Source organism: Streptomyces sp. ITFR-21 (genome assembly GCF_031844685.1).
Classification (GTDB): domain Bacteria; phylum Actinomycetota; class Actinomycetes; order Streptomycetales; family Streptomycetaceae; genus Actinacidiphila.
This window is the reverse complement of the sequence record NZ_CP134605.1, coordinates 4330849-4356988: the sequence shown is the minus strand read 5'-3', so window position 1 is coordinate 4356988 and position 26140 is coordinate 4330849. Positions and strand designations below refer to the sequence as shown.

Here is a 26140-nt window from a genome sequence, read left to right as displayed (position 1 = left end):
GGGTCCGGGCGGTCCGCGAGGTCCCGGGGGTCCGGGGAACGCCGCGCAGGAGAGGAGTGGTCACGTGGTGATCAGGGTGGAGCGGGGACGGCCGACCCCGGAGGAGCTGGCGGCCGTCGTGGCGCTGGTCCAGGCGCGGGCGGCGGCGCGGGCCAAGCCGGCCGAGGCCCCCGCCGCCCCGGCGGCGTGGGCGGACCCGGCCCGCAGTCTCCCGCGGGCCGCCCCGCGCCCCGGGCCCGGCGCCTGGCGGTCGTCGGTGTGGCCCGCGTGAGCCACCGTTACGGGTGATGCGCGACCGTACTTCTGAGTACGCGTACTCAGGCGCGGGCCGCGGGCCGGCGCGACCCTGGGGAGATGCTGTGGCCGGACGACCGACCCGAGGATCCCCCGGAGGACATCCGCCGCGCCCAGGCGATGCTGCGCCGGGCGATGCTGCTGATCGCCCTGGCCGCGGCGGTGGTGACGGCGGTGACCGCCTGGTGGGCGTGACGCCGCGGCGGGGCCGGCCGCGCCGGGTCTCTACCATGTCCCGGTGACTTCCTCCGTGTCCGACGGCCCCCGTGACCTCCGCGATCCCAGCGGCTCCAGCGCTCCCGGCGGCCCCCGCGCCCTCGTGCTCGCGTCCGCCTCCCCCGCCCGGCTCGGGCTGCTGCGGCAGGCCGGGCTGGACCCGCGGGTGGTGGTGAGCGGGGTGGACGAGGCGGCCGTCACGGCGCCGACCCCCGCCGAGCTGGCCCGGGTGCTGGCGGAGGCGAAGGCGACGGCGGTGGCCGGCGGCGGACTGCTGGACGGCGGCGAACTGGTGGTGGGGTGCGACTCCGTGCTGGAGCTGGACGGCGAGGCGCTGGGCAAGCCCAGGGACGCGGCCGAGGCGACCGCCCGCTGGCGGTCGATGCGCGGGCGGTCCGGGGTGCTGCACACCGGGCACTGCGTGATCGACACCGCGACCGGCCGGCAGGTCTCGCGGACCGCGTCGACCACCGTACGGTTCGGGACGCCGGACGACGCGGAGATCGCCGCCTATGTGGCGAGCGGTGAACCGCTGCACGTGGCGGGCTCGTTCACCCTCGACGGCCGCTCGGCGCCGTTCGTCGAGGGCGTGGAGGGCAGTCCGGGGAACGTGATCGGGCTGTCCCTGCCGCTGCTGCGGCTGCTGCTGGGCGAGTTGGGTGTGCGGATCACCGATCTGTGGGCGCCGCGCGGCTGATCGGCCGGCCCCCGGTCCCGCCGGCCGCCCCGGTTTCGCCGCACGGCCCGCACCTCCCGCCCGCCTGCCGCCGGGGAGGCGAGGTGGTCAGGCGGTCGCCGGAGGCGCCCCGCCCGGCTGCTCCGGCGGGGTCCGCGGGGCCGGCGGCCCGCTCAGGTCCTCGGGCGCGTACATCAGCAACGTGGCCACCAGCAGCCCGAGAATCACCATCATCGCGGCGAACGCCGCCCAGCCGACCAGCCCGACCACCACCGCGCCGACCACGCCGTGCACCACCGCGCAGACGATGAGCACGATCCGCGCGACCCGCCCGGTCATCCGGTCGTGCCACGCGATCCGGGCCACCAGGAGCGCGCAGCCGATCAGGAAGAGCGCGAACACCGCCCCGCCCGTCCACGATCCGATCGCCATCAGGTCCGTGTCGACTCCGGCGAGGGACATGTTCTGGCGCTGTACGGCGAGGCCGAGTATCCAGTTCACCAGGCCGATCCCGACGGCCTCCAGGACCAGCACCACGGCCGTGCCGACGGCTATGCCCTTGCGCACACGCTCCTCCTCCGGCCGACACCGCCGGGGACGTTACCGCTGGTACCCCGCGACATGCAGGCTACCGACGGGTACAGCCGGCGGCAAGAGCCCGCGCGACGCGACCAGTTGGGGATCCGTGCCGGAAAAATTTCCGCGCTGGATTAGTGGGGTTTCTACAAACCGACACCTCAGCGAAGCACTGATCCGCCGCGAGATGCGCCCCACACCCGGTGGCGCGAGACATCGCACCCGGCCGGGCCGTACCGTGGACTGAGCAGGCTTTCATGGGTCCTTCACGGCCCGTGGATCACCCTCGGCGCGGGCGAGCCCGCACCCGGGGGCGCCTCGGCTTCGAGTGTGGCCAGTACCTAAACTCGGCTTGTTTCAAGGAGGGAGCCATCGTGCGTAAGGTGCTCATCGCCAATCGCGGTGAAATCGCAGTTCGTGTCGCCCGTGCCTGCCGGGACGCGGGAATCGCCAGCGTGGCCGTATACGCTGACCCGGATCGCGAAGCGCTGCATGTCCGCGTGGCCGACGAGGCCTACGCACTGGGCGGGGACACTCCCGCCACCAGTTACCTCGACTTCGGCAAAGTCCTCGCGGCCGCCGCCGAGTCGGGCGCGGACGCGGTCCACCCCGGCTACGGATTCCTGTCGGAGAACGCCGAGTTCGCCCAGGCCGTGCTGGACGCCGGGCTGACCTGGATCGGTCCGCCGCCGCAGGCGATCCGGGACCTGGGCGACAAGGTGGCGGCCCGTCACATCGCCCAGCGGGCCGGTGCCCCCCTGGTGGCCGGCACCCCCGACCCGGTTTCCGGCGCCGACGAGGTGGTGGCGTTCGCCGAGGAGCACGGCCTGCCGATCGCCATCAAGGCGGCGTTCGGCGGCGGCGGGCGCGGGCTGAAGGTCGCCCGCACCCTGGAGGAGGTCCCGGAGCTGTACGACTCCGCGGTACGGGAGGCGGTCGCCGCCTTCGGCCGCGGCGAGTGCTTCGTGGAGCGCTACCTCGACCGCCCCCGGCACGTGGAGACCCAGTGCCTGGCCGACACGCACGGCAACGTGGTGGTCGTCTCCACCCGTGACTGCTCCCTCCAGCGCCGGCACCAGAAGCTGGTCGAGGAGGCCCCGGCGCCCTGGCTGTCGCCGGAGCAGAACGCCCAGCTGTACACGGCGTCGAAGGCGATCCTGCGCGAGGCGGGCTATGTCGGCGCCGGCACCTGTGAGTTCCTGGTCGGCCAGGACGGCACGATCTCCTTCCTGGAGGTCAACACCCGGCTTCAGGTCGAGCACCCCGTCACCGAGGAGGTCTCCGGCATCGACCTGGTGCGGGAGATGTTCCGGATCGCCGACGGCGAGGCCCTCGGCTACGACGACCCGCCGCTGCGCGGCCACTCCTTCGAGTTCCGGATCAACGGCGAGGACCCGGGCCGCAACTTTCTGCCCGCCCCCGGCACCGTCACCCGGTTCGAGCCGCCGACCGGGCCCGGTGTCCGGCTCGACTCGGGTGTGGAGTCCGGCAGCGTGATCGGCCCGGCGTGGGACTCGCTGCTGGCCAAGCTCGTCGTCACCGGCGCCACCCGTGAGCAGGCGTTGCAGCGGGCCGCCCGCGCGCTCGCCGAGTTCCAGGTCGACGGCATGGCCACCGCCATCCCGTTCCACCGCGCGGTGGTCACCGACCCGGCCTTCGCGCCGGCGCAGGGGCCGTTCGCCGTGCACACCCGGTGGATCGAGACCGAGTTCCACAACACCATCCCGCCGTTCACCGGTGCCTACGTGGACGAGGAGGAGGCGCCGGGCCGCGAGACCGTCGTGGTCGAGGTCGGCGGGAAGCGCCTGGAGGTGTCGCTGCCGGCGTCGCTGGGCATGACGCTGGCCCGTACCGCCGCGGCGGGCGGCGCCAAGCCGAAGCGGCGGGCCGCTGTCAAGGCAGCCGCCGCGATCTCCGGGGACGCGCTGTCCTCGCCGATGCAGGGCACCATCGTCAAGGTCGCCGTCGAGGAGAACCAGCAGGTCAGCGAGGGAGACCTGATCGTCGTCCTGGAGGCGATGAAGATGGAGCAGCCGCTGAACGCGCACCGTTCCGGCACGGTCATCGGGCTCAAGGCGGAGGTCGGCTCCTCGGTCTCCTCCGGCGCGGTCATCTGCGAGATCAAGGACTGACTCCGCGGGGCGCACCGGGTCCGTCCGCCCGGCCCCCCCGCGGCCGTTCCCGGACCACCGGCCGGTGGCCGGCCTGTCGAGCAGTTCCCCGCACCCCTGGCAGGGCGCCTCACCCCGCCAGGGGACGTGCCCCGAAGGGGCGCGGGGAACGCCGCGGGGCGGCCCCGCGCGGCCGCCGGTCCGGAGCCGGCCGCGAGGGGCCGGCCGCCGCGGTGCCGCTCGGTCTCGGCGATGTGGCGGGGGGCGAGCAGCACGATCGCCGCGCCGATGGGGATGTTGATGAAGAACACCCAGCGCCACGAGCCCCAGCCGGTGAGCATGCCGCCGACGGTGAGGCCGATCGCGAAGCCGGCGCCGGCCACCGCGGAGAAGACGCTCAGCGCCCGGTTGCGTTCGGTGCCCTCGGTGAAGGACGTGGTGATCAGGGCGAGGGTGCTGGGCGCGGCGAGGGCCGCGGCGGCGCCCTGCAGGGCGCGGGCGACCAGCAGCAGGGTGGGGTCGGTGGCCAGCCCGCCCGCCACCGACGCCGCGGTGAACGCGGCGACGCCCCAGACCAGGGCGGTCCGGCGGCCGATCATGTCGCCGATCCGGCTGCCGAGCAGCAGCAGCCCGCCGAAGGCGAGCGTGTAGACGTTGAGCACCCAGGCCATGCCGGTGGGGGTGAACCCGAGGTCGAGGCTGAGCTTGGGCAGCGCGACGTTCACCACGGTGGCGTCGAGCAGCAGCATCAACTGGTGCCGATAATGGCGGCGAGGGCCAGGAATGGGTGCCTGCGGGTGGGGGACGGCAGGCGGGAGGTGATGGTGTTCAGGTCACGCGTTGTGGGCGTGGACATGGAAAGTAAGCCTCCAGCGGAAAGCGGAGGGCTCCTCCGGTAAGCATACGGAGGCAGCCTCCGGTTCTACAATCGTTGGTGGGCAACCGTCGGGAACAGCCACTTCAGGGAGGCTCAGCGGTATGCGGGCGGACGCGCAGCGCAACTACGACAGACTGCTCGACGAGGCCAGGCAGGCGTTCGTGGCACACGGCACCGACGTCGCCCTGGAGGACATCGCCCGCCAGGCCGAGGTCGGCGTGGGCACCCTCTACCGGCACTTCCCCGACCGGTACGCGCTGATGAACGCGGTGTTCGAACAGGAGATGGACGCGCTGACCGCCCGGGGCCACGGGCTGCTCAGCGAGGACGACCCGGCGGCGGCGCTCGCCAAGTGGCTGCGCGCGGTGGCCGTGCACTCCACCACCTACCGCGGGCTGGCCGCGGCGATCATGGAGGCGTCCGACGCGAAGATGCCCGCCTGCCGGACGAAGATGCCGGCCGCCGGCCGCTCCCTGCTGGGGCGGGCCCAGCAGGCGGGCACGGTCCGGACCGACGTGACGATCGGCGACCTGCTCAAGCTGACCTACGCGATCGTGGTGTCGGCGGAGCGGAACACCGAGGACGCGGGACTGTTCGACCGGCTGATGTCCCTGATGATCGAGGGCATGCTGACCCGCGGCAAAGGGGACCCGGTGGCGCCGCCACCGGTGACGGCGGGGCGGCGGGCCTAGGGCCCGTCGGGTGGATCGTCGCGGCCGTCGCGGGCCCCGGTACGCACGCCTGCCGCGTTCTCGCCGGTCGGCGACACAGCACGCCGCCTCCCTCCCCGGCCTTTGCGGCTGCAACGCACCGGACCCCGCGCCCTGACCCGCGCGGATCCACCCGACAGGGCCCAGCGGCGGACCGCCGGTGGCGTACGCCCCGCGGGGCCGCCTGCCGCGGACGGCCGCGCCCCGGTCCCGACCCGGCCTGCGCCTGACCTGGCTACCTGCGGCGTACGTCCGCCAGCCGCGGGGAGCCGGGCTGGTCGGCGGCGGCGCCGGGGCCGGCGGCGCCGCGCAGCGGCTGCGGGCGGCGGGGGCCGGGCAGCGGGGCCTCGCGGCCCTCGCGCCGCGGGCGCCCGGCGCCGGCGTCCGGGGCGACCGACGGCAGCGGGGCCACCACCAGCTGCACACCGCGGTCGGCGAGCGCCTGCAGCTCGGTGCCGGCCCGCTCCTCGTCGGCGGGCGGCTCGTCGGTGACCAGGTGGGTGATCAGGTCGGTCGGCACCGTCTGGAACATGGTGTCGGCGCCGAGCTTGGTGTGGTCGGCGAGCACCACCACCTCCCCGGCGGCCTGCACCAGCGCCCGGTCGACGCTGGCCGCCAGCATGTTGGAGGTGGACAGGCCGCGCTCGGCGGTCAGGCCGGCGCCGGACAGGAACGCCCGGGAGACCCGCAGCCCCTGCAGGGACTGTTCGGCGCCGCTGCCGACCAGGCCGTAGTTGGAACCGCGCAGGGTGCCACCGGTCATCACCACCTCGACCCGGTTGGCGTGCGCGAGCGCCTGGGCGACCAGCAGCGAGTTGGTGACCACGGTCAGGCCGGGCACCCGGGCCAGCCGTCTGGCCAGCTCCTGGGTGGTGGTGCCGGCGCCGACCACGATGGCCTCACCCTCGGTGACAAGGCCGGCCGCGAGATCGGCGATGGCCGTCTTCTCCGCGGTCGCCAGGTGGGACTTCTGCGGGAAGCCGGACTCGCGGGTGAAGCCGCCCGGCAGCACCGCACCGCCGTGCCGGCGGTCCAGCAAGCCCTCGGCCTCCAGGGCGCGTACGTCGCGGCGCACGGTCACTTCGGAGGTCTGGACGACCCGGGCGAGCTCACGGAGCGACACGGCCCCGTTCGCCCGCACCATTTCCAGGATCAATTGGCGACGTTCTGCAGCGAACACGAAACCGACAGTAACCCCAACGACCGTCTGGTTTCAGCGTTTTGCGCCGGATGATGGAAGTCGTACCCAAAACAGACCGGGAAGTGCTAAGCACCGACTGTGCGTTCCCACGCCGAAAAGGTTTGACGGCGCGCCGGTGCGCCCGGCGCGGTGCCGGGCGGCGGGCGTCAGCTGCCGTCGGCGGTCTTCCGGTTGTACAGCTGCCGCGCCACTTCGGCGATCGAGCCGGACAGCGACGGGTACACGGTGAAGGCGTTGGCGATCTGCTCCACGGTCAGGTTGTTGTCGACGGCGATCGAGATCGGGTGGATCAGCTCGCTCGCCTTGGGCGCGACGACCACGCCGCCGACCACGATCCCGGTGCCGGGGCGGCAGAAGAGCTTCACGAAGCCGTCCCTGATGCCCTGCATCTTGGCCCGCGGGTTGCGCAGCAGTGGGAGCTTGACGACGTTCGCCTCGATCCGCCGGGCGTCCACGTCGGCCTGGGTGTAGCCGACGGTGGCGATCTCCGGGTCGGTGAAGACGTTGGAGGAGACGGTTTTGAGGTTGAGCGGGCCGACCGCGTCGCCGAGGAAGTGGTACATCGCGATCCGGCCCTGCATCGCGGCGACCGAGGCGAGCGCGAAGACACCGGTGACGTCGCCGGCCGCGTAGACGCCGGGGGCGCTGGTACGGGACACCTTGTCGGTCGACACGTGCCCGGAGTCGGTGACCTTGACCCCGGCCTCCTCCAGGCCGATGCCCGAGGTGTTGGGGATCGCGCCGACCGCCATCAGGCAGTGCGTGCCGCTGATCACCCGGCCGTCGGCGAGCGCCACCTCGACCCGGTCGCCGACCCGCTTGACGGACTGGGCGCGGGAGCGGGCCATCACGTTCATGCCCCGGCGGCGGAAGACGTCCTCCAGGACGGCGGCGGCGTCCGGGTCCTCGCCGGGCAGCACCCGGTCCCGGGAGGAGACCAAGGTCACGTGCGAGCCGAGGGCCTGGTAGGCGCCGGCGAACTCGGCGCCGGTGACACCGGAGCCGACCACGATCAGTTCGGCGGGCAGCTCGTCGAGGTCGTAGACCTGCGTCCAGGTGAGGATGCGCTCGCCGTCGGGCAGCGCGTCCGGCAGCTCCCGGGGGCGGGCCCCGGTGGCGATCAGCACCGCGTCGGCGGTCAGCCGCTCGGCGGTGCCGTCCGGGCCCTCGACGACGACCGTGCGGGTGCCGTCGGCGGTCTGCGGCCCCTCCAGCCGGCCGCGGCCGCGCAGCACCCGGGCGCCGGCCCGGCTCACCGCGGCGGTGATGTCGTTGGACTGGGCCAGCGCCAGCCGCTTGACCCGCCGGTTCACCTTTCCCAGGTCCACGCCGACCACCCGGGCGCCGCGCTCCAGCGGCGGGGTGTCGTCGGCGACGATGATGCCGAGCTCCTCGTAGGAGGAGTCGAACGTCGTCATCACCTCGGCGGTGGCGATGAGGGTCTTGGACGGCACGCAGTCGGTCAGCACCGACGCGCCGCCCAGGCCGTCGCAGTCCACGACGGTCACCGCCGCGCCGAGCTGCGCCGCCACCAGCGCCGCTTCGTAGCCGCCGGGTCCGCCACCGATGATCACGATCCGAGTCACGTACCCCATTGTCCCGCACGCGCCAAGCATGTCCCGCCGGGGGGCCGCGACGGGGGTGCTCGCGGGCGCCCGGGGCCCCGGGACGCCGCCCGGCCCCGCCCCCCGGACCCGGCCCCGCGGCGGGTCCCGGCGGTCCCCCGCGCCGGGTCCGGCGCCCCGCCGAACCGCCGCGAGCGGGCCGTACCTTACGCCGGGGGGAGCGCGCTCCCGTACTCTCGTTTCCATGTCGCTCTACGCCGCCTACGGAAGCAACCTCGACGCGCGGCTGATGACCCGCCGCGCCCCGCACTCCCCGCTGCGCGGCACCGGGTGGCTCGACGGCTGGCGGCTGACCTTCGGCGGTGAGCAGATGGGCTGGGAGGGCGCGCTGGCCACCGTGGTCGAGGCACCCGGCAGCCAGGTCTTCGTCGGCCTCTACGACGTCGCCCCCGTCGACGAGGAGTCGATGGACAATTGGGAGGGCGTCCCGCTGGGCGTCTATCGGCGTATGACCGTGCGCGTGCACACGCTCGAGGGCGAGGCGGCGGCCTGGATCTACGTGCTGAACGACTACGAGGGCGGTCTGCCGTCCGCCCGCTACCTGGGCGAACTCGCCGACGCGGCCGAGTCGGCCGGCGCACCGTACGACTATGTGATGGAACTGCGGAAGCGTCCCTGCTGAACCGCCCGCCGGAGGCGGTACCGCCGGGACGGCCGGGACCCGGCGGGGGTGACGTCGGCTGTCGCGGGATCCGCACGACCCGGGCTGCGCCGTGACGGCGTCTACGCGCGTAGGCTCTGACAGGTTACCCTCATGCGCGTGAACGCTTCCGTGAACTCCGATCCCTACGGCGCGGCCGACACCGCCGCCGCGCGCCTGCGCGAGCTGACCGGCGCAGATACGCACGACGTCGCCCTGGTCATGGGCTCGGGCTGGGTGCCCGCCGCCGACGGGCTCGGCGCCCACGACCACGAGTTCCCGGTGACCGAGCTGCCGGGTTTTCCGGCCCCCGCGGTCGCCGGTCACGCCGGCACGGTGCGGTCGGTGCGGATCGGCGCGGTGCGGGCCCTGGTCTTCCTCGGCCGGACCCATCTGTACGAGGGCCGGGGCGTGGCGACCGTCGTGCACGGGGTGCGGACCGCGGTCGCCGCCGGCTGCAAGACGGTCGTACTGACCAACGGCTGCGGCGGGCTGAACCCCGGGTACCGCCCCGGACAGCCGGTGCTGATCAGCGACCACATCAACCTGACCGCGACCTCGCCGATCGTCGGGGCGCGCTTCGTGGACCTCACCGACCTCTACTCGCCGCGGCTGCGCGCGCTGTGCCGGGAGGTGGACCCCACCTTGGAGGAGGGCGTCTACGTGCAGCTGCCCGGCCCGCACTACGAGACACCGGCCGAGATCGGCATGGTCCGGGCGATAGGCGGCGACCTGGTGGGCATGTCCACAACGCTGGAGGCGATCGCGGCACGGGAGGCCGGAGCCGAGGTGCTGGGCCTGTCGCTGGTCACCAACCTGGCCGCCGGGATGACCGGCGAGCCGCTCAACCACGAGGAAGTCCTGGAGGCCGGCCGGGAGTCGGCGACCCGGATGGGGACGCTGCTGGCGCAGGTGCTCGACCGGTTGTAAGGCGCGCCGCCGAACGGCCGGCGCGGCCTTGCCCCGATCGCCTCCCCGGCCGCCGCTGGGCGGTGCTCCCGGGCGGGCCGGGCGTCACGGGCACGCCGGGTGCCCGCGGCGGCGGGAGCGGCGGAGGCCGCCGGCGGGCGGCCGGTGGCGGCCGGTGGGCGGCCCGGTGGCGGCCGGTGGCGGCCGGTGGGAAACGCTCGAAGAGACCCGTAGAACGCAGGAGGAAGCGGATGGCCGACGTACTCGCCCAGGCGCGGGCGTGGATCGACGAGGACCCGGATCCGGAGACCCGCGAGGAGCTGGCGCGGCTGCTCAGGCAGGCGGTGGCGGGGGTCCCGGAGGCGCGCGCGGACCTCGCCGAACGGTTCGCCGGGACGCTGGAGTTCGGGACCGCGGGGCTGCGCGGGGAACTGGGCGGCGGGCCGATGCGGATGAACCGGGCGGTGGTGATCAGGGCCGCCGCCGGCCTCGCCGGGTATCTGCGGGCGCGGCAGGGCGGGTTGGTGGTCATCGGGTACGACGCGCGGCACAGGTCGTACGACTTCGCCCGGGACACCGCGGCGGTCATGACGAGCGCCGGGCTGAAGGCGGCGCTGCTGCCCCGGCCACTGCCGACCCCCGTACTGGCCTACGCCGTCCGGCACCTGGGCGCCGCGGCCGGTGTGATGGTGACCGCGAGCCACAACCCGCCGCGGGACAACGGCTACAAGGTCTATCTGGGCGACGGCTCGCAGATCGTGCCGCCCGCCGACAGCGGGATCGCCGCCGAGATCGCGGCGGTCGGGCCGCTGGCCGGGGTGCCGCTGGCCGAGGACGGCTGGCAGGTGCTGGGCGAGGACGTACTGGCGGCGTACCTGGCTCGGGCGGCGGCGGTCGTGACGCCCGGCGGCGCACGGGACGTATCCGTGGTGTACACCCCGATGCACGGCGTGGGCCTGGAGACACTGACCGCGGCCTTCGCCCTGGCGGGCTTCCCCGCGCCGGTACAGGTCGCCGAACAGGCCCTGCCCGACCCGGACTTCCCGACCGTGGCCTTCCCCAACCCCGAGGAGCCGGGGGCGATGGATTTGGCGTTCAGCACCGCCCGGCGGGCCCGCCCGGACCTCGTGATCGCCAACGACCCGGACGCGGACCGCTGCGCCGCCGCCGTGCCCGACCCGACCGCCGCCTCCGGGTGGCGGATGCTGCGGGGCGATGAGCTGGGCGCGCTGCTGGCCGTCCACCTGCTGCGTACCGGCGCCGCCGGGGCCGGGCGGCAGGAGGTCTTCGCGGCGAGCATCGTGTCGTCCTCGCTGCTGTCCAAGATCGCCGCCCGGTCCGGGCTCGCCTACGCGGACACACTGACCGGCTTCAAGTGGATCGCCCGGGTGCCGGGCCTGCGGTACGGCTACGAGGAGGCACTCGGCTACTGCGTCGACCCCGGCGGCGTCCGGGACAAGGACGGCATCACCGCGGCGCTGCTCGTCGCCGAGCTCGCCGCCGGGCTCAGGGCCGAATCCCGCACCCTCGCGGACCTGTTGGACGATCTGGCGGTCGACCACGGCCTGCACGCGACCGACCAGCTCTCGGCCCGGGTCGCCGACCTGTCGCTGATCGCCGACGCGATGGCCCGGCTCCGCGCGCACCCGCCGGCGGTGCTGGCGGGCCTGGCGGTGGCGGGCGCGGAGGACCTCGCGGCCGGGAGCGCGGACCTGCCCCCGACCGACGGCCTGCGCTACCGCCTGTCCGGCGACGCCGCGCGGGGCGTCGAGGGCGCCCGGGTCATCGTCCGCCCCAGCGGCACCGAGCCGAAGCTCAAGTGCTACCTGGAGGTCGTGGTCCCGGTGGCCGGCGCCTCCGCCCTGCCGGCGGCCCGCGCCACGGCGGCGGAGGTACTGGCCGGCCTGAAGCGGGACTTCGCGGCGGCGGCGGGCATCTGACACGGGATCAGGCCGGCGCACGGGGACGGTCGCCGACGGTCGGGGCCGGGCTGCGCGGCGGAGACCAGTTCCGCGTCGACACGCAGCACCCCGTGCGGCGTGTCGAGACCGCCGGTCGCGGTCGTCAGGGTCAGCCGGCCCTGTCCGGTGGCGAGTGGAACGGGAGCCGGGTCGCCGGCCCGGCGCGGGCCGAACGTTAGACGGACGGAGGGGGAGGGGGGTACCCGGGGGTTAGTGCCGTCGAACATGGGGGCGGGTGCCGTCGGCGGTGAGGTGCGAGCGGGGATGGGGCGCGGCGGGTGGGGGTGGGCAAGGGTGGGTGCCGTACGGCGTGAGGGGGCCCATGCGGGGGTGCCGTGGGGCGGTGGGGTGGGGTGGGGTGGGTGCCGTGCGGGGTGAGGGGGCCCTTTTGTGGGTGCCGTGGGGCGTTGGGGCGCCGTCCATCCCCCCTTTTTTGCCGCCTTCTCGCCTCCGGGCGCTTCGGTCCGGTGTCGACGGTCGACCGTGCTCACTCGCTCGTACCTCGCTCACTGCGCGCGCTCTCCCTTTCGACACCGGCGCGCCCTTCGGCTCACCGGCTACCCGGCCGAACGTCGGGCGTCAGCTGGACGTGGGGGCGGACCCCACGGCGCGAGGTCAGCCCGGCGGCCGACCGTACGGCGCCACGCAAGGCAACCCAGCCCCCGAGCTTGGGCCCCCTTGGGTGCCCTGACGCCCGACGGCACCCACCAAAGGGGCACCCTCACGCTGCCGGGCACCCACCCTCGGGCACCGATCCGCCCGACGGTCCACCGGTAGCCGGCGAGCCGAAGGGCGCGCCGGTGTCGAAAGAGACGAGGAGAAGGAAGCGACGAAGGAGCGACCGTACGACGAGGACCGTCGACACCGGATCGAAGCGCCCGGAGGCGAGAAGGCGGCAAAAAAGGAAGAAAGGACGGCGCCGTAGCGCCCGACGGCACCCACCCCACGGCACCCCAACCCCACCGGGCACCCACCTTGGGGCACCCACCCCACGGCACCCCCGATCCCACCGAGCGCCCACCCCCGGGCCACCCCGCCCCCCCGACGGCACCCACCTTGGGGCACCCCCACCCCACCGGGCACCCCCTCGGGCAGCCGGACCCTGACGGCCCGCCCCCGCGCCCACCTCACCGCCGACAGCACCCGCTCCGGGGCTCCCCCGTGGAACCGACGAACCGGCGGCTGAAAAAGCGACTCAGCCGCCGGTGGCGAGGAGGACGAGCAGGGCGACGGCGCCGACTGCCGCGGGGACGATGACCTCGTAGGACCAGCGGACGCGCGGCGCGGCAGGGGGCTGGTCGTCGGTCGCCGGGTGCTGTCCGGCCAGTTCGCGCAGTTCGGCGACGGCCTGGTCGGCCCAGGAGAGGACGGTGTCGCCGCCGGAGCCGCCGAGAGCCGGGTGGCTCGGCCGGTTCGGGCGCCGCCGCAGCCCCTGGGTGCCGTACGGTTCGTCGCCGGCGGCTCGGGCCCGGTTGGTCTGCCGGACGGCTCGCTTACGGGCTCGGATGGACACCGGGATCGCCCACAGCTGGAACTTGCGGTCGGCGGCGAAGAGCTCGGTGGAGTACGAGGAGCGCACCTGGTCGACGGCGGACCAGGGGAGCGTGACGGTACGGAACGGGTTGCGGATCCGGATCCGCTCGGCGCCGGCGTAGACCGCGGGCCGCACCGTGAAGGCGACGACGAGCGGTACGACGAGCAGCAGCGCGGCCGCCGCGAGCCACGGCGTGCGCCCGCTGCCGCGGACCACCGCGTCCCCGCCCAGCCATCCGGCCACCACCAGCAGCAGCACGCCGCCGATGACCCCGGCCGCCGACCGGTACACCCTGTCCGCGTACCCCGGCTGCCCGCCGTCGGCGGTCCCCGTTCCGCCCGAACGTTCCTGGTTGGAGCTCCTCATACCTCCGATTCTGCCCGACCCCACCCCCACCCCTCGCCCCACCCGGGTTGCGTTCCCATTCCGTTTTCCGGCCATTCCCTCCGAGCGCCACCGAGAACTCCACCGACGCCGCCTTCCCTCCGAACACCCACCCCGAGCACCCTTCCTGCCCCGCGTCCCGAACACCCCACCTGCCGCCGCGCCCCGCGCCCGCCCCGGGCCCCGGCAGATCCGCCGTGAGCCCGGCGCGCGGCAGCCACGAACGGCGCCCCGGGCTCCGGCACCACCACGACCGCTCCCGTGGGCACCCCCGAGACCCCACACCCGCGGACCCCCGATGCACCCCCCGGCACGACAAGCCCGCGGACACCCCGGGCCCCCGCCCGGGGAGTGCCCCGGCTCGGCCCCGAGCGCACCGGTACGGCATCTCCCTGCGACACGACTCCCCCGGCCGCACCCATCCGGGCACAGGCCGCCGCGCGGACGCGAACACCTCCCGCGACCTGCAACACAGCACCAGCCGCACTGCCCCGCGGACTTTTGCCCGCTCCCGGTCCCGGTCCAGCCCCGCACCCCGCGCAAGCGCCGAGCGCCCAGCGCCAACCGGCCCGGCACGCCCCCACAGACGAACCCCGCACCCACACCCGCCTCACCAACCCGCCCGGCAGAGCCCAAGCACCGAACAGCCACAAGCGCCCAGCAGCAGTGGCGACCAACCCCGCCCCCGCCCACCCCGAAGCGCTAAGCGCCCAGCGCCCAGCGTTCAGCAGCAGCCGCGCCCCCGCGAGGCCCCCGCGGCAGCGGACCCGCGCCCCCACCGGTCAAGCCCCCGCAGGGACCCGCGCGATCCGGTCAAGAACCCCCCGCAGCGGTGGGTAGCGGGTTGCTACGCGCGTAGATATGGTGGTGTGGTGACCATGTCCTCCGTTGTTCCCGCATACGCCCCCGACGCCCCGGGACGGCTCGCCGGATTCGCGGACGCCACGGCGTCCGCCAGTGCGCTGCGCCGCTTCCTGCACGGGCTGCCCGGGGTCGACGCCGTCGGGCTCGAAGCCCGTGCGGCCGGCCTCGGTACCCGGTCGATCAAGACGACGGCGAAGGCATACGCCATCGACCTCGCGATCTCGATGATCGACCTGACCACCCTGGAAGGCGCCGACACCGCCGGCAAGGTCCGCGCGCTGTGCGCCAAGGGCACCTACCCCGACCCCACCGACCGCCGCACCCCGCACGTCGCCGCCATCTGCGTCTACCCGGACATGGCCGCCGTCGCCAAGGAGGCCCTGGCCGGCACCGGCATCCGGGTCGCCTCGGTCGCCACCGCCTTCCCCTCCGGCCGCGCCGCCCGCGCCGTCAAGCTGGCGGACACCGCGGAGGCGGTCGCCGCCGGGGCCGACGAGATCGACATGGTCGTCGACCGCGGCGCGTTCCTGTCCGGCCGCTACATGGACGTCTTCGAGGAGATCCAGGCGGTCAAGGAGGCCTGCGCCCGCGAGGACGGCAGCCGCGCCCACCTCAAGGTGATCTTCGAGAACGGCGAGCTGGCCACGTACGACAACATCCGCCGCTGCTCCTGGCTGGCGATGCTGGCCGGCGCCGACTTCATCAAGACCTCCACCGGCAAGGTCGCCGTGAACGCCACCCCGCCCGGCACCCTGCTGATGCTGGAGGCGGTCCGCGACTTCCGCGCGGCGACCGGTGTCCAGGTCGGCGTCAAACCGGCCGGCGGGATCCGCACCGCGAAGGACGCGGTCAAGTACCTGGTGACGGTCAACGAGATCGCCGGCGACGACTGGCTGTCCCCCGAATGGTTCCGTTTCGGCGCCTCCAGCCTGCTCAACGATCTGCTGATGCAGCGTCAGAAGCTCAGCACCGGCCGGTACTCCGGTCCCGACTACGTCACGGTGGACTGATCCCATGGCCTTCGAGTACGCACCCGCGCCCGAGTCGCGCGCGATCCTGGACCTCGCGCCGTCCTACGGGCTGTTCATCGACGGCGAGTTCGCCGAGGCCGCCGACGGCGCCGTCTTCAAGTCGGTCTCGCCGTCCAGCGAAGAGGTGCTCGCCGAGGTCGCCCGCGCGGGCGAGGCGGACGTCGAGCGCGCAGTGGCCGCCGCCCGCAGGGCGTTCGGTACCTGGTCCGCGCTGCCCGGCGCGGAACGCGGCAAGTACCTGTTCCGGATCGCCCGCATCCTCCAGGAGCGCTCCCGGGAACTGGCCGTGCTGGAGTCGCTGGACAACGGCAAGCCGATCCGCGAGACGCGCGACATCGATCTGCCGCTGGTGGCCGCGCACTTCTTCTACTACGCGGGCTGGGCGGACAAGCTGGCCTACGCGGGCTACGGCCCCGACCCGCGTCCGCTGGGCGTCGCCGGGCAGGTCATCCCGTGGAACTTCCCGCTGCTGATGCTGTCCTGGAAGATCGCCCCGGCGCTGGCCGCGGGCAACACGGTGGTGCTCAAGCCCGCCGAGACCACCCCGCTGTCCGCGCTGTTCTTCGCCGACATCTGCCGCCAGGCGGGCCTGCCGCGCGGGGTCGTCAACATCCTCCCCGGCTACGGGGACGCGGGCGCCGCCCTGGTCGCCCACCCGGACGTGGACAAGGTCGCGTTCACCGGCTCCACCGAGGTCGGCCGGTCCATCGCCCGTACGGTAGCCGGCACCCGCAAACGGGTCACCCTGGAACTGGGCGGCAAGGCGGCGAACATCGTCTTCGACGACGCCCCGATCGACCAGGCCGTCGAGGGCATCGTCGACGGCATCTTCTTCAACCAGGGCCATGTCTGCTGCGCGGGCTCCCGGTTGCTGGTCCAGGAGTCGGTGCAGGACGAGGTACTGGACGCGCTCAAGCGCCGGATGGCCACGCTGCGGGTCGGCGACCCGCTGGACAAGAACACCGACATCGGCGCCATCAACTCCGCCGCGCAGCTGGCCCGGATCACCGAGCTGGCCGCGGCGGGCGAGGCGGAGGGCGCGCAGCGCTGGGCCCCGCCGTGCGAACTGCCGTCCGCGGGCTACTGGTTCGCGCCGACCCTGTTCACCGGCGTCACGCAGGCGCACCGGATAGCCCGGGAGGAGATCTTCGGGCCTGTGCTGTCGGTGCTGACCTTCCGCACCCCGGCCGAGGCGGTGGAGAAGGCCAACAACACGCCGTACGGGCTGGCCGCGGGCATCTGGAGCGAGAAGGGTTCGCGGATCCTGTCCGTGGCCGACAAGCTGCGGGCCGGGGTGGTGTGGGCCAACACGTTCAACAAATTCGACCCGACCTCGCCGTTCGGCGGTTACAAGGAGTCCGGCTACGGCCGGGAGGGCGGCCGGCACGGCCTGGAGGGATACCTCGATGTCTGACAGCAAGAACTCCGAGGGCAGGAGCGCCGGCGCCAGGGGCTCCGACGGCAGGAACGAGGTCGCGCGGCTGGCGGTCCTCAAGACCTACAAGCTGTACGCCGGGGGAAGGTTCCCCCGTTCCGAGAGCGGCCGGGTGTACGAGGTGACGGACTCCAAGAGCGGCCAGTGGCTGGCCAACGCCCCGCTGGCGTCCCGCAAGGACGCGCGGGACGCGGTAGTGGCGGCGCGCAGGGCGTTCGCCGGGTGGTCCGGTGCGACCGCGTACAACCGGGGGCAGGTGCTGTACCGGGTCGCGGAGATGCTGGAGGGGCGGCGCGAGCAGTTCGGCCGGGAGGTCGCCGAGGCGGAGGGGCTGTCCCGGGCGAAGGCGGCGGCGGCGGTGGACGCGGCGGTGGACCGCTGGGTCTGGTACGCGGGCTGGACCGACAAGATCGCCCAGGTGGCCGGCGGGGCGAACCCGGTGGCCGGGCCCTTCTTCAACCTCTCCACGCCCGAGCCGACCGGGGTCGTCGCGGTCCTCGCCCCGCAGGACTCCTCGCTCCTCGGCCTGGTCTCGGTGCTGGCGCCGGTGATCGCCACCGGCAACACCGCGGTCGTGGTCGCCGCGGAGCGGGCGCCGCTGCCCGCCCTCTCCCTCGGCGAGGTGCTGGCCACCTCCGACGTCCCGGCCGGCGTCGTCAACATCCTCTCCGGCCGCACCGCGGAACTCGCCGCGCCGCTTGCCGCCCACCAGGACGTCAACGCCCTCGACCTGACCGGCGCGCCGACCGCGCTCGCGGTGGACCTGGAGATCGCCGCCGCCGAGACCCTCAAGCGTTTGCGCCGCCCCTCCCCCGCCGAGTCCTGGACCGCCGACCCGGGCACGGGGCGCCTGACGGCGTGGCTGGAGACGAAGACGGTGTGGCACACGATGGGGGTGTGAGCCTCCGTCAGACCAGTCGGTGGCCTCGGGGCGGCCGGTGTCGGCGTAGCTGATCCAGGCGGTTCCGGTCTCGTCGTCGACGAGGTACCCGACGCGCCCGTCGGCGGTGACCTCGTACTGCCGGCGTTCCGGCCGCCGCCCCTTGAAGGTGCCGCTTCCCAGCGCGCCTTGGGGGCGTGCTGGCGCTCGGGGCGGTCGGTGGCACGTGGCGCGGCACGGATCCGGTCGACGGCACGGCGGAGGTCGCCCGGCGCCTGGCGGCTCAGGTGCTCCCGGCACTCGGCGGCCTCCGCGGCGGCGAAGCGCAGGTCGTACTCGTCGCCGGTGGGGGCGGGGCGGCCCAATCGCCGCGTTGGGGGCTGTCCGGACTGGGCGGGAGCGGGCGCGGCCGTCAGTGCGGCAGCAGTCCCGTCAGCGGGCCCAGGATCGGAAGCGTGCCCAGGGAGCCGCCGCTTGTCAGTGGGGAGGTGAGGGCGGCGGTGGAGACCGGCTGGAAGTCGGCTACCTGGGAGCCGACCGCGTTGGCCAGGGGGTCGACGCCGGTGTTGGAGAGCGGGTCGAGGCGCAGGTCGCGCACCGGGGCGACGGCGTAGCCGAGGGCGCCGGTGACGTACTGGGTGGGCAGCGCCTGGGTGGGCAGCGCGCCGACGGCGGGGAGGGCGGCGCCGACGGGCAGCGCGGCCGCGGGCGGGGCCGCGGCCGCCGCGGCGGTGGCGGGGACGACGACCGCCGCGGCGGTGGCGGTCAGGACGAGGGCGGTACGGAGCTTGGACATGGGACACAGCGTAACGCAACGATCTCTCTGAGTAGTCGTCATGACGCGGGTCGTGCCCGCGGCGGGCTTTGCGGGAGAATGGTTCACCGTGAGTTCACCCTCCCTTGAAGCCGCGCCGGAGGCACCCCGCTCCCGCGTGATCCTGCTGGCCGGTCCCTCCGGTTCGGGCAAGTCCTCACTCGCCGCCCGCAGCGGGCTGCCCGTGCTCGTACTGGACGACTTCTACAAAAACGCCGACGACCCCACGCTGCCGACCCTGCCCGGCGGCACCGCCGTGGACTGGGACGCCCCCGGGTCCTGGCGCGCCGACGCCGCCGTCGCGGCCGTCACCGAACTGTGCGCGCGGGGCGCCGCCGACACCCCGGTGTACGACATCGCCGCCAGCGCCGCGACCGGCCGTGCCCGCCTCGACCTGCGCGGCGCCCCGGTGTTCGTCGCCGAGGGCATCTTCGCCGCCGAGATCGCCGCCCGCTGCCGCGACCTCGGGCTGCTCGCCGACGCGCTGTGCCTGCGCGGCCGTCCCACGACCACCGCGCGGCGCCGCTTCGTACGGGATCTGCGCGAGGGGCGGAAGTCGGTGCGGTTCCTGATCCGCCGCGGCTGGCACCTGCTGCGGGCCGAACGCGGCATCGTGGCCCGGCAGGTGGCGCTCGGCTGCCATCCGTGCGGGCACGGCGAGGCCCGGGACCGGATCGCCGCGGCGGCCGGCGGTGGGGGGGCGCCGGTCCGCGCGGCGGCCGAGCCCGTGACCGTGGACGCGTAGCGCGCGGACGGCGCGAAGTCCCGGCGTGAAAAGGGCCGGGGCGAGGAGGGCCGGGGCGAGGAGGGCCGGGGCGGGAGGGCGGTCCCGGCCGGACGGCGGGCGGCCCGGACGCGTGCAGCGGAAAGCACGGGGTGGACAACGGGAAAAGGCGGGACCGGACGGTTTCCCCCTCGCCGTCCGGTCCCGCTCCCCCTTTTCCCCCGCTCCCCCCTGGCCGGGTGGTCCTCAACCGGCGCGCGCCGCCCACCGGGCGGGCGTCACGCCACCAGTTCGCCGAACGCCGCGTGCTCGTCGCGGCCGAAGCTCAGCGCCTGGTCCTCGCGCATCCGGCGCAGTGAGCGCCAGATGCTGCTCTTGACGGTGCCGACGCTGATCCCGAGTATGTCGGCGATCTCCGGGTCGGTACGGCCCTCGTAGTAGCGCAGCACCAGCATCGTGCGCTGCTGTTCGGGCAGCCGGGCGAGCGCCTGCCAGAGCACCGTGCGCAGTTCGGTGCCGCCCATCTCGTCGGTGTCCCCCACCGTCTCGGGCAGTTCCTCGGTCGGGTACTCGCTGAGCTTGCGCCGCCGCCACGCGCTGATGTGCAGGTTGGTCATGGTGCGGCGCAGGTAGCCGCCGACCGCGGCCTTGTCGGTGATCCGGTCCCAGGCCCGGTAGGTGGAGAACAGGGCGCTCTGCAGCAGGTCCTCGGCCGCGAACCGGTCACCGGTCAGGTGGTACGCGGTCGCGTAGAGGGAGGCCCGGCGCTCCTGCACGTAGGCGGTGAAGGCCGCCTCCGCCTCGGCCCGCCCGGCCTCGGCCCGCTCCGCCGTCTCGGCGGCGCCCGTGGGACCGGGCTGGTCGGTGGCGCTCCGGTCGATGCCGTCGGCCGGCACCGCCCGGCCGTCGGCGGCGACCGGCGTGATCCAGGCCGGGCGCTGCCGGGGCACCAGGTGCTGGCCTGCGGTGCGTCCGGTGCCGCGAACGTACCCCCGTCCGCTCGCGGCACCGGACATCTCAGCGGTCCTGGCCGGGCGAGCGTGCGCGGAATGAACTGCGGTGGTGGTCGTACTGTGCAGTGCGTTCATCTCGCGCCCCCGTCGGTGGAACCTTCAGCGTGGTCTTGGGCGTCGGAGCCGGTGTGCGGCCCGCGTTCGCTTCGATGGGCACAAGACTGCCGGGCCAGTTTCATGGCCCTGTCCGCCGAGTGTCACAGGCCCGTCACAGACCCCGGCGGTACGCTCGCGCGGGTGCCGGGACCCCCCACAGGGTTCATCCGCTTCCGGGGGTAGGCGACAATGTCCGGCGTGCCCTTCCTGTTGCTGATCGAGGATGACGACGCCATCCGCACCGGACTAGAACTCGGCCTGTCGCGTCAGGGTCACCGTGTGATGTCCGCGGCGACGGGCGAGGACGGCCTGCGGCTGCTCAGGGAGCAGCGGCCCGACCTGATCGTGCTGGACGTGATGCTGCCCGGGATCGACGGCTTCGAGGTGTGCCGCCGGATCCGGCGCACCGACCAGCTGCCGATCATCCTGCTGACCGCGCGCAGCGACGACATCGACGTGGTGGTGGGCCTGGAGTCCGGCGCCGACGACTACGTCATCAAGCCGGTGCAGCCCCGGGTGCTGGACGCCAGGATCCGGGCGGTGCTGCGGCGCGGCGAGCGGGACAGCACCGACTCCTCCGCGTTCGGCGCGATCGTCATCGACCGCAACGCGATGACCGTCACCAAGGACGGCGAGGACCTGCAACTGACGCCCACCGAACTGCGGTTGCTGCTGGAGCTGAGCCGGCGGCCCGGCCAGGCGCTGTCCCGGCAGCAGTTGCTGCGGCTGGTGTGGGAGCACGACTACCTGGGCGACTCCCGGCTGGTGGACGCCTGTGTGCAGCGGCTGCGCGCCAAGATCGAGGACGTGCCGTCGTCGCCGACCCTGATCCGTACCGTGCGCGGCGTCGGCTACCGGTTGGACACGCCTCAGTGAGCCAGGGTCAAGGCAGCCGGTTCTCCGGTCTGTTGCGCTGGACGACGAGTCTTCGGCTGCGGCTGGTCGCGGTGTTCGCGCTGGTGGCGCTGACCGCCGCGGTGGCAGTGTCGGGGATCGCCTACTGGCTCAACCGCGACGCGGTGCTGACCCGCGCGCAGAACAGCACGCTCAACGACTTCCGCGACTCGTTGCAGCGCAACGCCGCTTCGCTGCCGGTCGAGCCGACCTGCCTGTCGCTGAACAACGCGGCGGACCGGATAGGCGGCCCGGACACGTACCAGGTGGTGCTGATCGACACCACGCCGGACAACGGGCCGTGCGCGGCGCCGTCGGACCGGGACGTGTTCTCGATGGACGACGTGCCGGCCTCGTTGCAGCGCGCGGTCAACACCGTGCACCAGGACGGCGACTACCACCTGCTGTGGGAGCGGGTCTCGTTGCAGAGCCGTCCGTACCTGGTGGCGGGCGCGCGGATCAACGGCGACGGGCCGACCGGCTACATGCTCAAGTCGCTGGAGGCGGAACGCAAGGACCTCAACTCCCTTGCCTGGTCGCTGAGTATCGCCACCCTGCTGGCGCTGATCGGCGCGGCGCTACTGGCCCAGGCGGCGGGCTCCGCGGTGCTGCGGCCGGTGCGGCGGCTCGGCGAGGCGGCGCAGCGGCTGGGTGAAGGGCACCTGGACACCCGGCTGAAGGTGTCGGGGACCGACGAACTCGCGGAGATGTCCCGGACGTTCAACAACGCGGCCGAGGCGCTGGAGACCCGGGTGGAGGAGCTGAGCGCCCGGGAGGCGGCCAGCCGCCGCTTCGTCGCCGACATGTCGCACGAGCTGCGCACCCCGCTGACCGCGATCACCGCGGTGACCGACGTGCTGGAGGACGAGGCGGAGGCGCTGGACCCGATGATCGCGCCCGCGGTACGGCTGGTGGTCAGCGAGACCCGGCGGCTGAACGAACTGGTGGAGACGCTGATGGAGGTCACCCGGTTCGACGCGGGTACCGCCAAGCTGCGGGTGGACGAGGTGGACGTGGCCGACATGATCTACGCGTGCATGGACGCCCGCGCCTGGCTGGACTCGGTGAACCTGGACGCGCCGCGCGGGGTACTGGCCACCCTCGACCCGCGCCGGCTCGATGTGATCATGGCGAACCTGATCGGCAACGCCCTCAAGCACGGCGGCTCCCCGGTCCGGGTCTCGCTGCGGGTGGAGGGCTCGCAGCTGGTCGTCGAGGTCTGCGACCACGGCCCCGGCATCCCCGAAGAGGTGCTGCCGCACGTCTTCGACCGCTTCTACAAGGCCGACGCCTCCCGGGCCCGCTCCGAGGGCAGCGGCCTCGGCCTGTCGATCGCGATGGAGAACGCGCACATCCACGGCGGCGACATCACCGCGGCCAACCGCCCCGGCGGCGGCGCCGTCTTCACCCTGCGGCTGCCGATCCGCCCGGCCGAGGACGACGGATCCGACGGGTACGACCCGGCGCGCGGACCCGCGGGGGAGAACCGATGAGCGGGTCCGCGGGCGCGGCCCCCGCCGGGCGCGGCGCCCGGAGCAGCCGCGGGTACCCCCGACGTACGTCGCCGGTCGCCGCGGTCGCGGCGGCCGTGCTGGCCGGGGCGCTGCTGGGCGGCTGCGGCATCCGCAGCACGACCGTGCCGGTGGACGCCGGGCCGGCGCCCTCCCGGGTGTCCTGCTCGGCCCCGAAGGCGCCGGCCACGCCGCTGCCGGGCACCGCGGTCCGCGAGGTGTACCTGGTGTGCATCAACCAGATCGCCCAGGTGCTGCGCGACGTACCGGTGCGGGCGGGCCGGGCGACCGCGTACGCGGTGGCCCAGGAGCTGATCACGCAGTTGCAGATGAGCCCGCAGACGCAGGAGGCCAGGGCCGGGTTCTCCACCGCCGTGCCGGGCAACAACCTGTATCTGGAGCCGGCGACGGCGGACGGCGCGCGGGGCGGTGCCGCGGCGACCGCGCAGGACGCGCTGCGGCTCAGCCTGCCGGTGGACGAGCTGCCGTCCTTCGCGCTGGCGCAGATCGTCTGCACCCTGACGGCCGACCCGGTGGTAGCCCCCGGCCGTTCGGTGGTGCTGGGCGGCCCGGACCACGACCAGCTGCGCCGGTACACCTGTACCTCGGATCTGCGCACCCGCCCGGACGCGGCGGACACCGCGGGCACCCCGGTGGGCTGAGGCGGGACGGTACGGGACGGGACCGTCCCGGGCGGGGCCGGGCGGGGCCGGGCGGGACCGTATACGGGGCCGGCCGCGCGGAGGAACCGGCTCCGGTCGTGCGGGAACCGTGGGGTGGGCCGTGGCGTCCTTGACAGCGTGCGGCACGATGGCTCCATGATCAGGGTGCGCGCGGCCGGGCTGCTGCTGACCGCGGCCTACCTGGCGTTCGTCGGCTGGCTGCTGCTGCGGCCGCACTACGTGACCTGGGTCGCCGCGCCGAACCTCCGCCCGCTGAACACGATCAGGGCGGACCTGGGCATGAGCCACGCCGAGGCGGCCCGGCGGATCGGCGCCGGGCTGGCGCTGCTGGCCCCGCTGGGCGTGCTGCTGCCCATGGCGGGCGGCCGGGTCCGCGCCTCCGGCTTCGCCTCCTTCGCCCGTACCGTCTTCGCCGCGTTGATGGTGTCGCTGTCGCTGGAGTTCACCCAGACCCTGGTGCCGGGCCAGCTCTTCGACGTGGACGCGCTGCTGCTGAACACCCTCGGAGTGGCGCTGGCGCATCTGCTGGTCGTGCCGCAGGTCCGGCGGCGGCTGCGACACCGCGAGGAGCGCGCGCCCGGCCCGCCGCCCCGGGAGCGGGCGACGGCCGGCTCGGTGCCGTAGCCGTATCCGCGGCCGGAGCCGTACCCGTGTCCGCGAGCCGCCGCGGGCGCGGCGGCAGGGGTGCCGGCGGCGCGCCGGTGAGCGACGGGGCGCGCGCTCCGGGTCCGGCCGACGGGCCGCGCCCTCTCCGTTTCGGACGGGGAAAGCACGGCCCGCGGGCGGCCGGCGGGCCCCCGGGTCAGTTGCCCAGCAGGCCGGCGCCGGCCGGCAGGCCGCCGAGCAGGGTGCCGATCGGGGCGACCGTGTTGCCGGACAGGTGGTTGCCGCTCGGCACCAGGCCGGCGGACTTGACCGGGAGCGCGGCGGCGCCGTTGGTGATCGCGTGGTGGGTGCCGGCGGCGGACGCGGTGGCGCCGGGGATCAGGCCGGTGGCCTGGCCGAGCGGCAGCGAGCCGAGCGCGCCCCCGGTCAGGTCGGCGGCGGAGGCGGTGCCCGCGGCTGCGGCCACGGCGGCCAGGCCGAGCGCGGCGGTGGTCAGGGACTTCTTGGTTCGGGTCTGCATGACTGCGGAACGTAGCCAGCCGGTCACGTCGCCCGCAACCGGCGCGGCGGGCGCCCCCCGCGTGCACCGGGCGCGCACCCCGCCGCTCCGCACGCCCGCCGGATCAGCCCGCCTCGGCGGCGGAACCGCTGGCCAGCGAGGGTACGGCGACACCGGGCGCGAAGAGCCACTCGGCCTTCAGCTCCGCGTAACCCGGCTTGACCACCTCGTTGATCATGGCGAGACGTTCATCGAAAGGGATGAACGCTGACTTCATCGCGTTGACGGTGAACCACTGCATGTCGTCGAGCGTGTAGTCGAAGGCGTCGACGAGGTGCTCGAACTCCGCGCTCATGGCGGTGCCGGACATCAGCCGGTTGTCGGTGTTGACCGTCACCCGGAAGTGCAGCCGGCGCAGCAGCCCGATCGGGTGCTCCGCGTACGAGGCGGCGGCGCCGGTCTGGAGGTTGGAGGTCGGGCACATCTCCAGCGGCACCCGCTTGTCGCGGACGTAGGAGGCCAGTCGGCCGAGGGTGACCCGCCCGTCGGGACCGCGCTCGATGTCGTCGATGATCCGCACCCCGTGGCCGAGCCGGTCGGCGCCGCACCACTGGAGCGCCTGCCAGATCGAGGGCAGGCCGAACGCCTCGCCGGCGTGGATGGTGAAGTGGTTGTTCTCCCGCTTGAGGTACTCGAAGGCGTCCAGGTGCCGGGTGGGCGGGTAGCCGGCCTCGGCGCCGGCGATGTCGAAGCCGACCACGCCGGAGTCCCGGTAGGCGTTGGCGAGCTCGGCGATCTCCAGGGAGCGGGCGGCGTGCCGCATCGCGGTGAGCAGGGCGCCGACCCGGATCCGGTGGCCGTCCTCGCGGGCCCTGCGCTCGCCCTCGCGGAAGCCGTCGTTGACCGCCTCGACGACCTCGGGGAGGGTCAGGCCGCCTTCCAGGTGCTGCTCGGGCGCGTACCGGACCTCGGCGTAGACGACGCCGTCCGCGGCCAGGTCCTCGGCGCACTCGGCGGCGACCCGGACCAGCGCGTCGCGGGTCTGCATGACGGCGCAGGTGTGCGCGAACGTCTCCAGGTAGCGCTCCAGCGACCCGGAGTCCGCCGCCGCCCGGAACCAGCCGCCGAGCTCGGCCGGGTCGGTCGCCGGGAGCGCGTCGTAGCCGGTGGCGCGGGCGATGTCCACGATCGTGCCGGGGCGCAGACCGCCGTCGAGGTGGTCGTGCAGGAGGACCTTGGGGGCGCGGCGGATCTGTTCCCGGGTCGGGATGCCCGGTGTGGCGTTCGGCATGGGGCAACTCTAGTCCCTACGCGCGTAGATATCGCGCCGGGAACAACTATTTCCCGCCCGGCCATACAGCGCACACCCCCTCGTC

The 26140-nt window shown here is 74.2% G+C and carries 24 protein-coding genes and 1 pseudogene; 16 read left to right on the top strand and 9 right to left on the bottom strand.

Annotated elements, in window-relative coordinates:
* Positions 1–64: 64 nt before the first annotated feature.
* The 3 genes from RLT57_RS19215 to RLT57_RS19205 all read left to right on the top strand — a co-directional run bounded on the left by RLT57_RS19215 (position 65) and on the right by RLT57_RS19205 (position 1207).
* A complete protein-coding gene (locus RLT57_RS19215) occupies positions 65–271 on the top strand; it encodes an acyl-CoA carboxylase epsilon subunit (protein WP_311298623.1) in 207 nt (68 codons plus the stop codon).
* 83 nt (positions 272–354) lie between these two features.
* Positions 355–489 (top strand): morphogenic membrane protein MmpB, encoded by a 135-nt coding sequence (mmpB, locus tag RLT57_RS19210; RefSeq protein WP_311298622.1) that lies wholly within the window; start codon positions 355–357, stop codon positions 487–489.
* A 55-nt stretch (positions 490–544) separates the two neighbouring features.
* Positions 545–1207 carry a Maf family protein gene (locus RLT57_RS19205; protein ID WP_399129886.1) on the top strand — a complete coding sequence of 221 codons (663 nt, stop codon included), beginning with the start codon at positions 545–547 and terminating at the stop codon, positions 1205–1207.
* Positions 1208–1294: 87 nt separating this feature from the next.
* On the opposite strand, the gene RLT57_RS19200 is transcribed toward RLT57_RS19205, so the two are convergent.
* Positions 1295–1753: a hypothetical protein gene (locus tag RLT57_RS19200; protein WP_311298620.1), complete on the bottom strand. Its 459-nt coding sequence runs from the start codon at positions 1751–1753 to the stop codon at positions 1295–1297.
* 383 nt (positions 1754–2136) lie between these two features.
* Here RLT57_RS19200 and RLT57_RS19195 point away from each other — a divergent pair, with 383 nt between their 5' ends.
* The gene (locus tag RLT57_RS19195; protein WP_311298619.1) at positions 2137–3894 is read left to right on the top strand and encodes an acetyl/propionyl/methylcrotonyl-CoA carboxylase subunit alpha; all 1758 of its coding nucleotides are present in this window, start codon (positions 2137–2139) and stop codon (positions 3892–3894) included.
* A gap of 260 nt (positions 3895–4154) precedes the next feature.
* Here RLT57_RS19195 and RLT57_RS19190 read toward each other — a convergent pair.
* Positions 4155–4622, bottom strand: a pseudogene (locus RLT57_RS19190) (MFS transporter); the annotation flags it as partial.
* 229 nt (positions 4623–4851) lie between these two features.
* On the opposite strand from RLT57_RS19190, the gene RLT57_RS19185 reads away from it, so the two are divergent.
* Positions 4852–5442 (top strand): TetR/AcrR family transcriptional regulator, encoded by a 591-nt coding sequence (locus RLT57_RS19185; protein ID WP_311298618.1) that lies wholly within the window; start codon positions 4852–4854, stop codon positions 5440–5442.
* Positions 5443–5695: 253 nt separating this feature from the next.
* On the opposite strand, the gene RLT57_RS19180 is transcribed toward RLT57_RS19185, so the two are convergent.
* Positions 5696–6640, bottom strand: a complete 945-nt coding sequence (locus tag RLT57_RS19180) for a DeoR/GlpR family DNA-binding transcription regulator (RefSeq protein WP_311298617.1) — start codon at positions 6638–6640, stop codon at positions 5696–5698.
* A 167-nt stretch (positions 6641–6807) separates the two neighbouring features.
* Complete coding sequence (locus RLT57_RS19175; protein WP_311298616.1) at positions 6808–8256, bottom strand: NAD(P)H-quinone dehydrogenase; 1449 nt, start codon at positions 8254–8256, stop codon at positions 6808–6810.
* 214 nt (positions 8257–8470) lie between these two features.
* On the opposite strand from RLT57_RS19175, the gene RLT57_RS19170 reads away from it, so the two are divergent.
* The 3 genes from RLT57_RS19170 (at position 8471) to RLT57_RS19160 (ending at position 11775) form a co-directional block, all read left to right on the top strand.
* Positions 8471–8908 (top strand): gamma-glutamylcyclotransferase, encoded by a 438-nt coding sequence (locus RLT57_RS19170; protein WP_311298615.1) that lies wholly within the window; start codon positions 8471–8473, stop codon positions 8906–8908.
* A 132-nt stretch (positions 8909–9040) separates the two neighbouring features.
* The gene (locus RLT57_RS19165; RefSeq protein WP_311298614.1) at positions 9041–9856 is read left to right on the top strand and encodes a purine-nucleoside phosphorylase; all 816 of its coding nucleotides are present in this window, start codon (positions 9041–9043) and stop codon (positions 9854–9856) included.
* Positions 9857–10086: 230 nt separating this feature from the next.
* Entirely contained in the window at positions 10087–11775 is a 1689-nt protein-coding gene (locus RLT57_RS19160) for a phospho-sugar mutase (RefSeq protein WP_311298613.1), read from the top strand.
* Positions 11776–12991: 1216 nt separating this feature from the next.
* On the opposite strand, the gene RLT57_RS19155 is transcribed toward RLT57_RS19160, so the two are convergent.
* Positions 12992–13696: a PH domain-containing protein gene (locus tag RLT57_RS19155; protein ID WP_311298612.1), complete on the bottom strand. Its 705-nt coding sequence runs from the start codon at positions 13694–13696 to the stop codon at positions 12992–12994.
* A gap of 896 nt (positions 13697–14592) precedes the next feature.
* On the opposite strand from RLT57_RS19155, the gene deoC reads away from it, so the two are divergent.
* From deoC to RLT57_RS19140, 3 genes are read left to right on the top strand one after another with little or no spacing between them, the layout of a single operon-like run.
* Positions 14593–15588: a deoxyribose-phosphate aldolase gene (gene deoC, locus RLT57_RS19150; RefSeq protein ID WP_311300775.1), complete on the top strand. Its 996-nt coding sequence runs from the start codon at positions 14593–14595 to the stop codon at positions 15586–15588.
* Positions 15589–15592: 4 nt separating this feature from the next.
* The gene (locus tag RLT57_RS19145) at positions 15593–17023 is read left to right on the top strand and encodes an aldehyde dehydrogenase family protein (RefSeq protein ID WP_311298611.1); all 1431 of its coding nucleotides are present in this window, start codon (positions 15593–15595) and stop codon (positions 17021–17023) included.
* The gene (locus tag RLT57_RS19140) at positions 17016–17945 is read left to right on the top strand and encodes an aldehyde dehydrogenase family protein (RefSeq protein ID WP_311298610.1); all 930 of its coding nucleotides are present in this window, start codon (positions 17016–17018) and stop codon (positions 17943–17945) included. The genes RLT57_RS19145 and RLT57_RS19140 overlap by 8 nt, the downstream gene beginning before the upstream one ends.
* Before the next feature lie 391 nt (positions 17946–18336).
* On the opposite strand, the gene RLT57_RS19135 is transcribed toward RLT57_RS19140, so the two are convergent.
* Positions 18337–18720 carry a hypothetical protein gene (locus tag RLT57_RS19135; protein WP_311298609.1) on the bottom strand — a complete coding sequence of 128 codons (384 nt, stop codon included), beginning with the start codon at positions 18718–18720 and terminating at the stop codon, positions 18337–18339.
* Positions 18721–18760: 40 nt separating this feature from the next.
* Between RLT57_RS19135 and RLT57_RS19130 the strand changes: the two genes are divergently transcribed.
* Positions 18761–19483, top strand: a complete 723-nt coding sequence (locus tag RLT57_RS19130) for a uridine kinase family protein (RefSeq protein WP_399128983.1) — start codon at positions 18761–18763, stop codon at positions 19481–19483.
* A gap of 257 nt (positions 19484–19740) precedes the next feature.
* On the opposite strand, the gene RLT57_RS19125 is transcribed toward RLT57_RS19130, so the two are convergent.
* A complete protein-coding gene (locus RLT57_RS19125; RefSeq protein WP_311298607.1) occupies positions 19741–20550 on the bottom strand; it encodes a SigE family RNA polymerase sigma factor in 810 nt (269 codons plus the stop codon).
* Between the two features lie 219 nt (positions 20551–20769).
* On the opposite strand from RLT57_RS19125, the gene RLT57_RS19120 reads away from it, so the two are divergent.
* The 4 genes from RLT57_RS19120 (at position 20770) to RLT57_RS19105 (ending at position 24283) form a co-directional block, all read left to right on the top strand.
* The gene (locus RLT57_RS19120) at positions 20770–21447 is read left to right on the top strand and encodes a response regulator transcription factor (RefSeq protein ID WP_311298606.1); all 678 of its coding nucleotides are present in this window, start codon (positions 20770–20772) and stop codon (positions 21445–21447) included.
* Positions 21444–22958 carry an ATP-binding protein gene (locus tag RLT57_RS19115; protein WP_399128982.1) on the top strand — a complete coding sequence of 505 codons (1515 nt, stop codon included), beginning with the start codon at positions 21444–21446 and terminating at the stop codon, positions 22956–22958. Before RLT57_RS19120 ends, RLT57_RS19115 begins: the two co-directional genes overlap by 4 nt.
* Positions 22955–23638, top strand: a complete 684-nt coding sequence (locus tag RLT57_RS19110; RefSeq protein ID WP_311298605.1) for a hypothetical protein — start codon at positions 22955–22957, stop codon at positions 23636–23638. The genes RLT57_RS19115 and RLT57_RS19110 overlap by 4 nt, the downstream gene beginning before the upstream one ends.
* Before the next feature lie 156 nt (positions 23639–23794).
* Positions 23795–24283: a VanZ family protein gene (locus tag RLT57_RS19105; RefSeq protein WP_311298604.1), complete on the top strand. Its 489-nt coding sequence runs from the start codon at positions 23795–23797 to the stop codon at positions 24281–24283.
* A gap of 178 nt (positions 24284–24461) precedes the next feature.
* On the opposite strand, the gene RLT57_RS19100 is transcribed toward RLT57_RS19105, so the two are convergent.
* Both RLT57_RS19100 and RLT57_RS19095 read right to left on the bottom strand, forming a co-directional pair.
* Positions 24462–24785, bottom strand: coding sequence for an ATP-binding protein (locus RLT57_RS19100; RefSeq protein ID WP_311298603.1), 324 nt, complete (start codon positions 24783–24785; stop codon positions 24462–24464).
* Positions 24786–24888: 103 nt separating this feature from the next.
* The gene (locus RLT57_RS19095; protein WP_311298602.1) at positions 24889–26055 is read right to left on the bottom strand and encodes an adenosine deaminase; all 1167 of its coding nucleotides are present in this window, start codon (positions 26053–26055) and stop codon (positions 24889–24891) included.
* Positions 26056–26140 lie beyond the last annotated feature (85 nt).

Coding starts and splice junctions, on each gene's coding strand:
- mmpB (WP_311298622.1), top strand. CDS start 355: ATGCTGTGGCCGGACGACCGACCCGAGGATCCCCCGGAGGACATCCGC.
- RLT57_RS19185 (WP_311298618.1), top strand. CDS start 4,852: ATGCGGGCGGACGCGCAGCGCAACTACGACAGACTGCTCGACGAGGCC.
- RLT57_RS19175 (WP_311298616.1), bottom strand. CDS start 8,256: ATGGGGTACGTGACTCGGATCGTGATCATCGGTGGCGGACCCGGCGGC.
- RLT57_RS19170 (WP_311298615.1), top strand. CDS start 8,471: ATGTCGCTCTACGCCGCCTACGGAAGCAACCTCGACGCGCGGCTGATG.
- RLT57_RS19165 (WP_311298614.1), top strand. CDS start 9,041: ATGCGCGTGAACGCTTCCGTGAACTCCGATCCCTACGGCGCGGCCGAC.
- RLT57_RS19160 (WP_311298613.1), top strand. CDS start 10,087: ATGGCCGACGTACTCGCCCAGGCGCGGGCGTGGATCGACGAGGACCCG.
- RLT57_RS19155 (WP_311298612.1), bottom strand. CDS start 13,696: ATGAGGAGCTCCAACCAGGAACGTTCGGGCGGAACGGGGACCGCCGAC.
- deoC (WP_311300775.1), top strand. CDS start 14,593: ATGTCCTCCGTTGTTCCCGCATACGCCCCCGACGCCCCGGGACGGCTC.
- RLT57_RS19145 (WP_311298611.1), top strand. CDS start 15,593: ATGGCCTTCGAGTACGCACCCGCGCCCGAGTCGCGCGCGATCCTGGAC.
- RLT57_RS19140 (WP_311298610.1), top strand. CDS start 17,016: ATGTCTGACAGCAAGAACTCCGAGGGCAGGAGCGCCGGCGCCAGGGGC.
- RLT57_RS19135 (WP_311298609.1), bottom strand. CDS start 18,720: ATGTCCAAGCTCCGTACCGCCCTCGTCCTGACCGCCACCGCCGCGGCG.
- RLT57_RS19130 (WP_399128983.1), top strand. CDS start 18,761: ATGACGCGGGTCGTGCCCGCGGCGGGCTTTGCGGGAGAATGGTTCACC.
- RLT57_RS19125 (WP_311298607.1), bottom strand. CDS start 20,550: ATGAACGCACTGCACAGTACGACCACCACCGCAGTTCATTCCGCGCAC.
- RLT57_RS19110 (WP_311298605.1), top strand. CDS start 22,955: ATGAGCGGGTCCGCGGGCGCGGCCCCCGCCGGGCGCGGCGCCCGGAGC.
- RLT57_RS19105 (WP_311298604.1), top strand. CDS start 23,795: ATGATCAGGGTGCGCGCGGCCGGGCTGCTGCTGACCGCGGCCTACCTG.
- RLT57_RS19100 (WP_311298603.1), bottom strand. CDS start 24,785: ATGCAGACCCGAACCAAGAAGTCCCTGACCACCGCCGCGCTCGGCCTG.
- RLT57_RS19095 (WP_311298602.1), bottom strand. CDS start 26,055: ATGCCGAACGCCACACCGGGCATCCCGACCCGGGAACAGATCCGCCGC.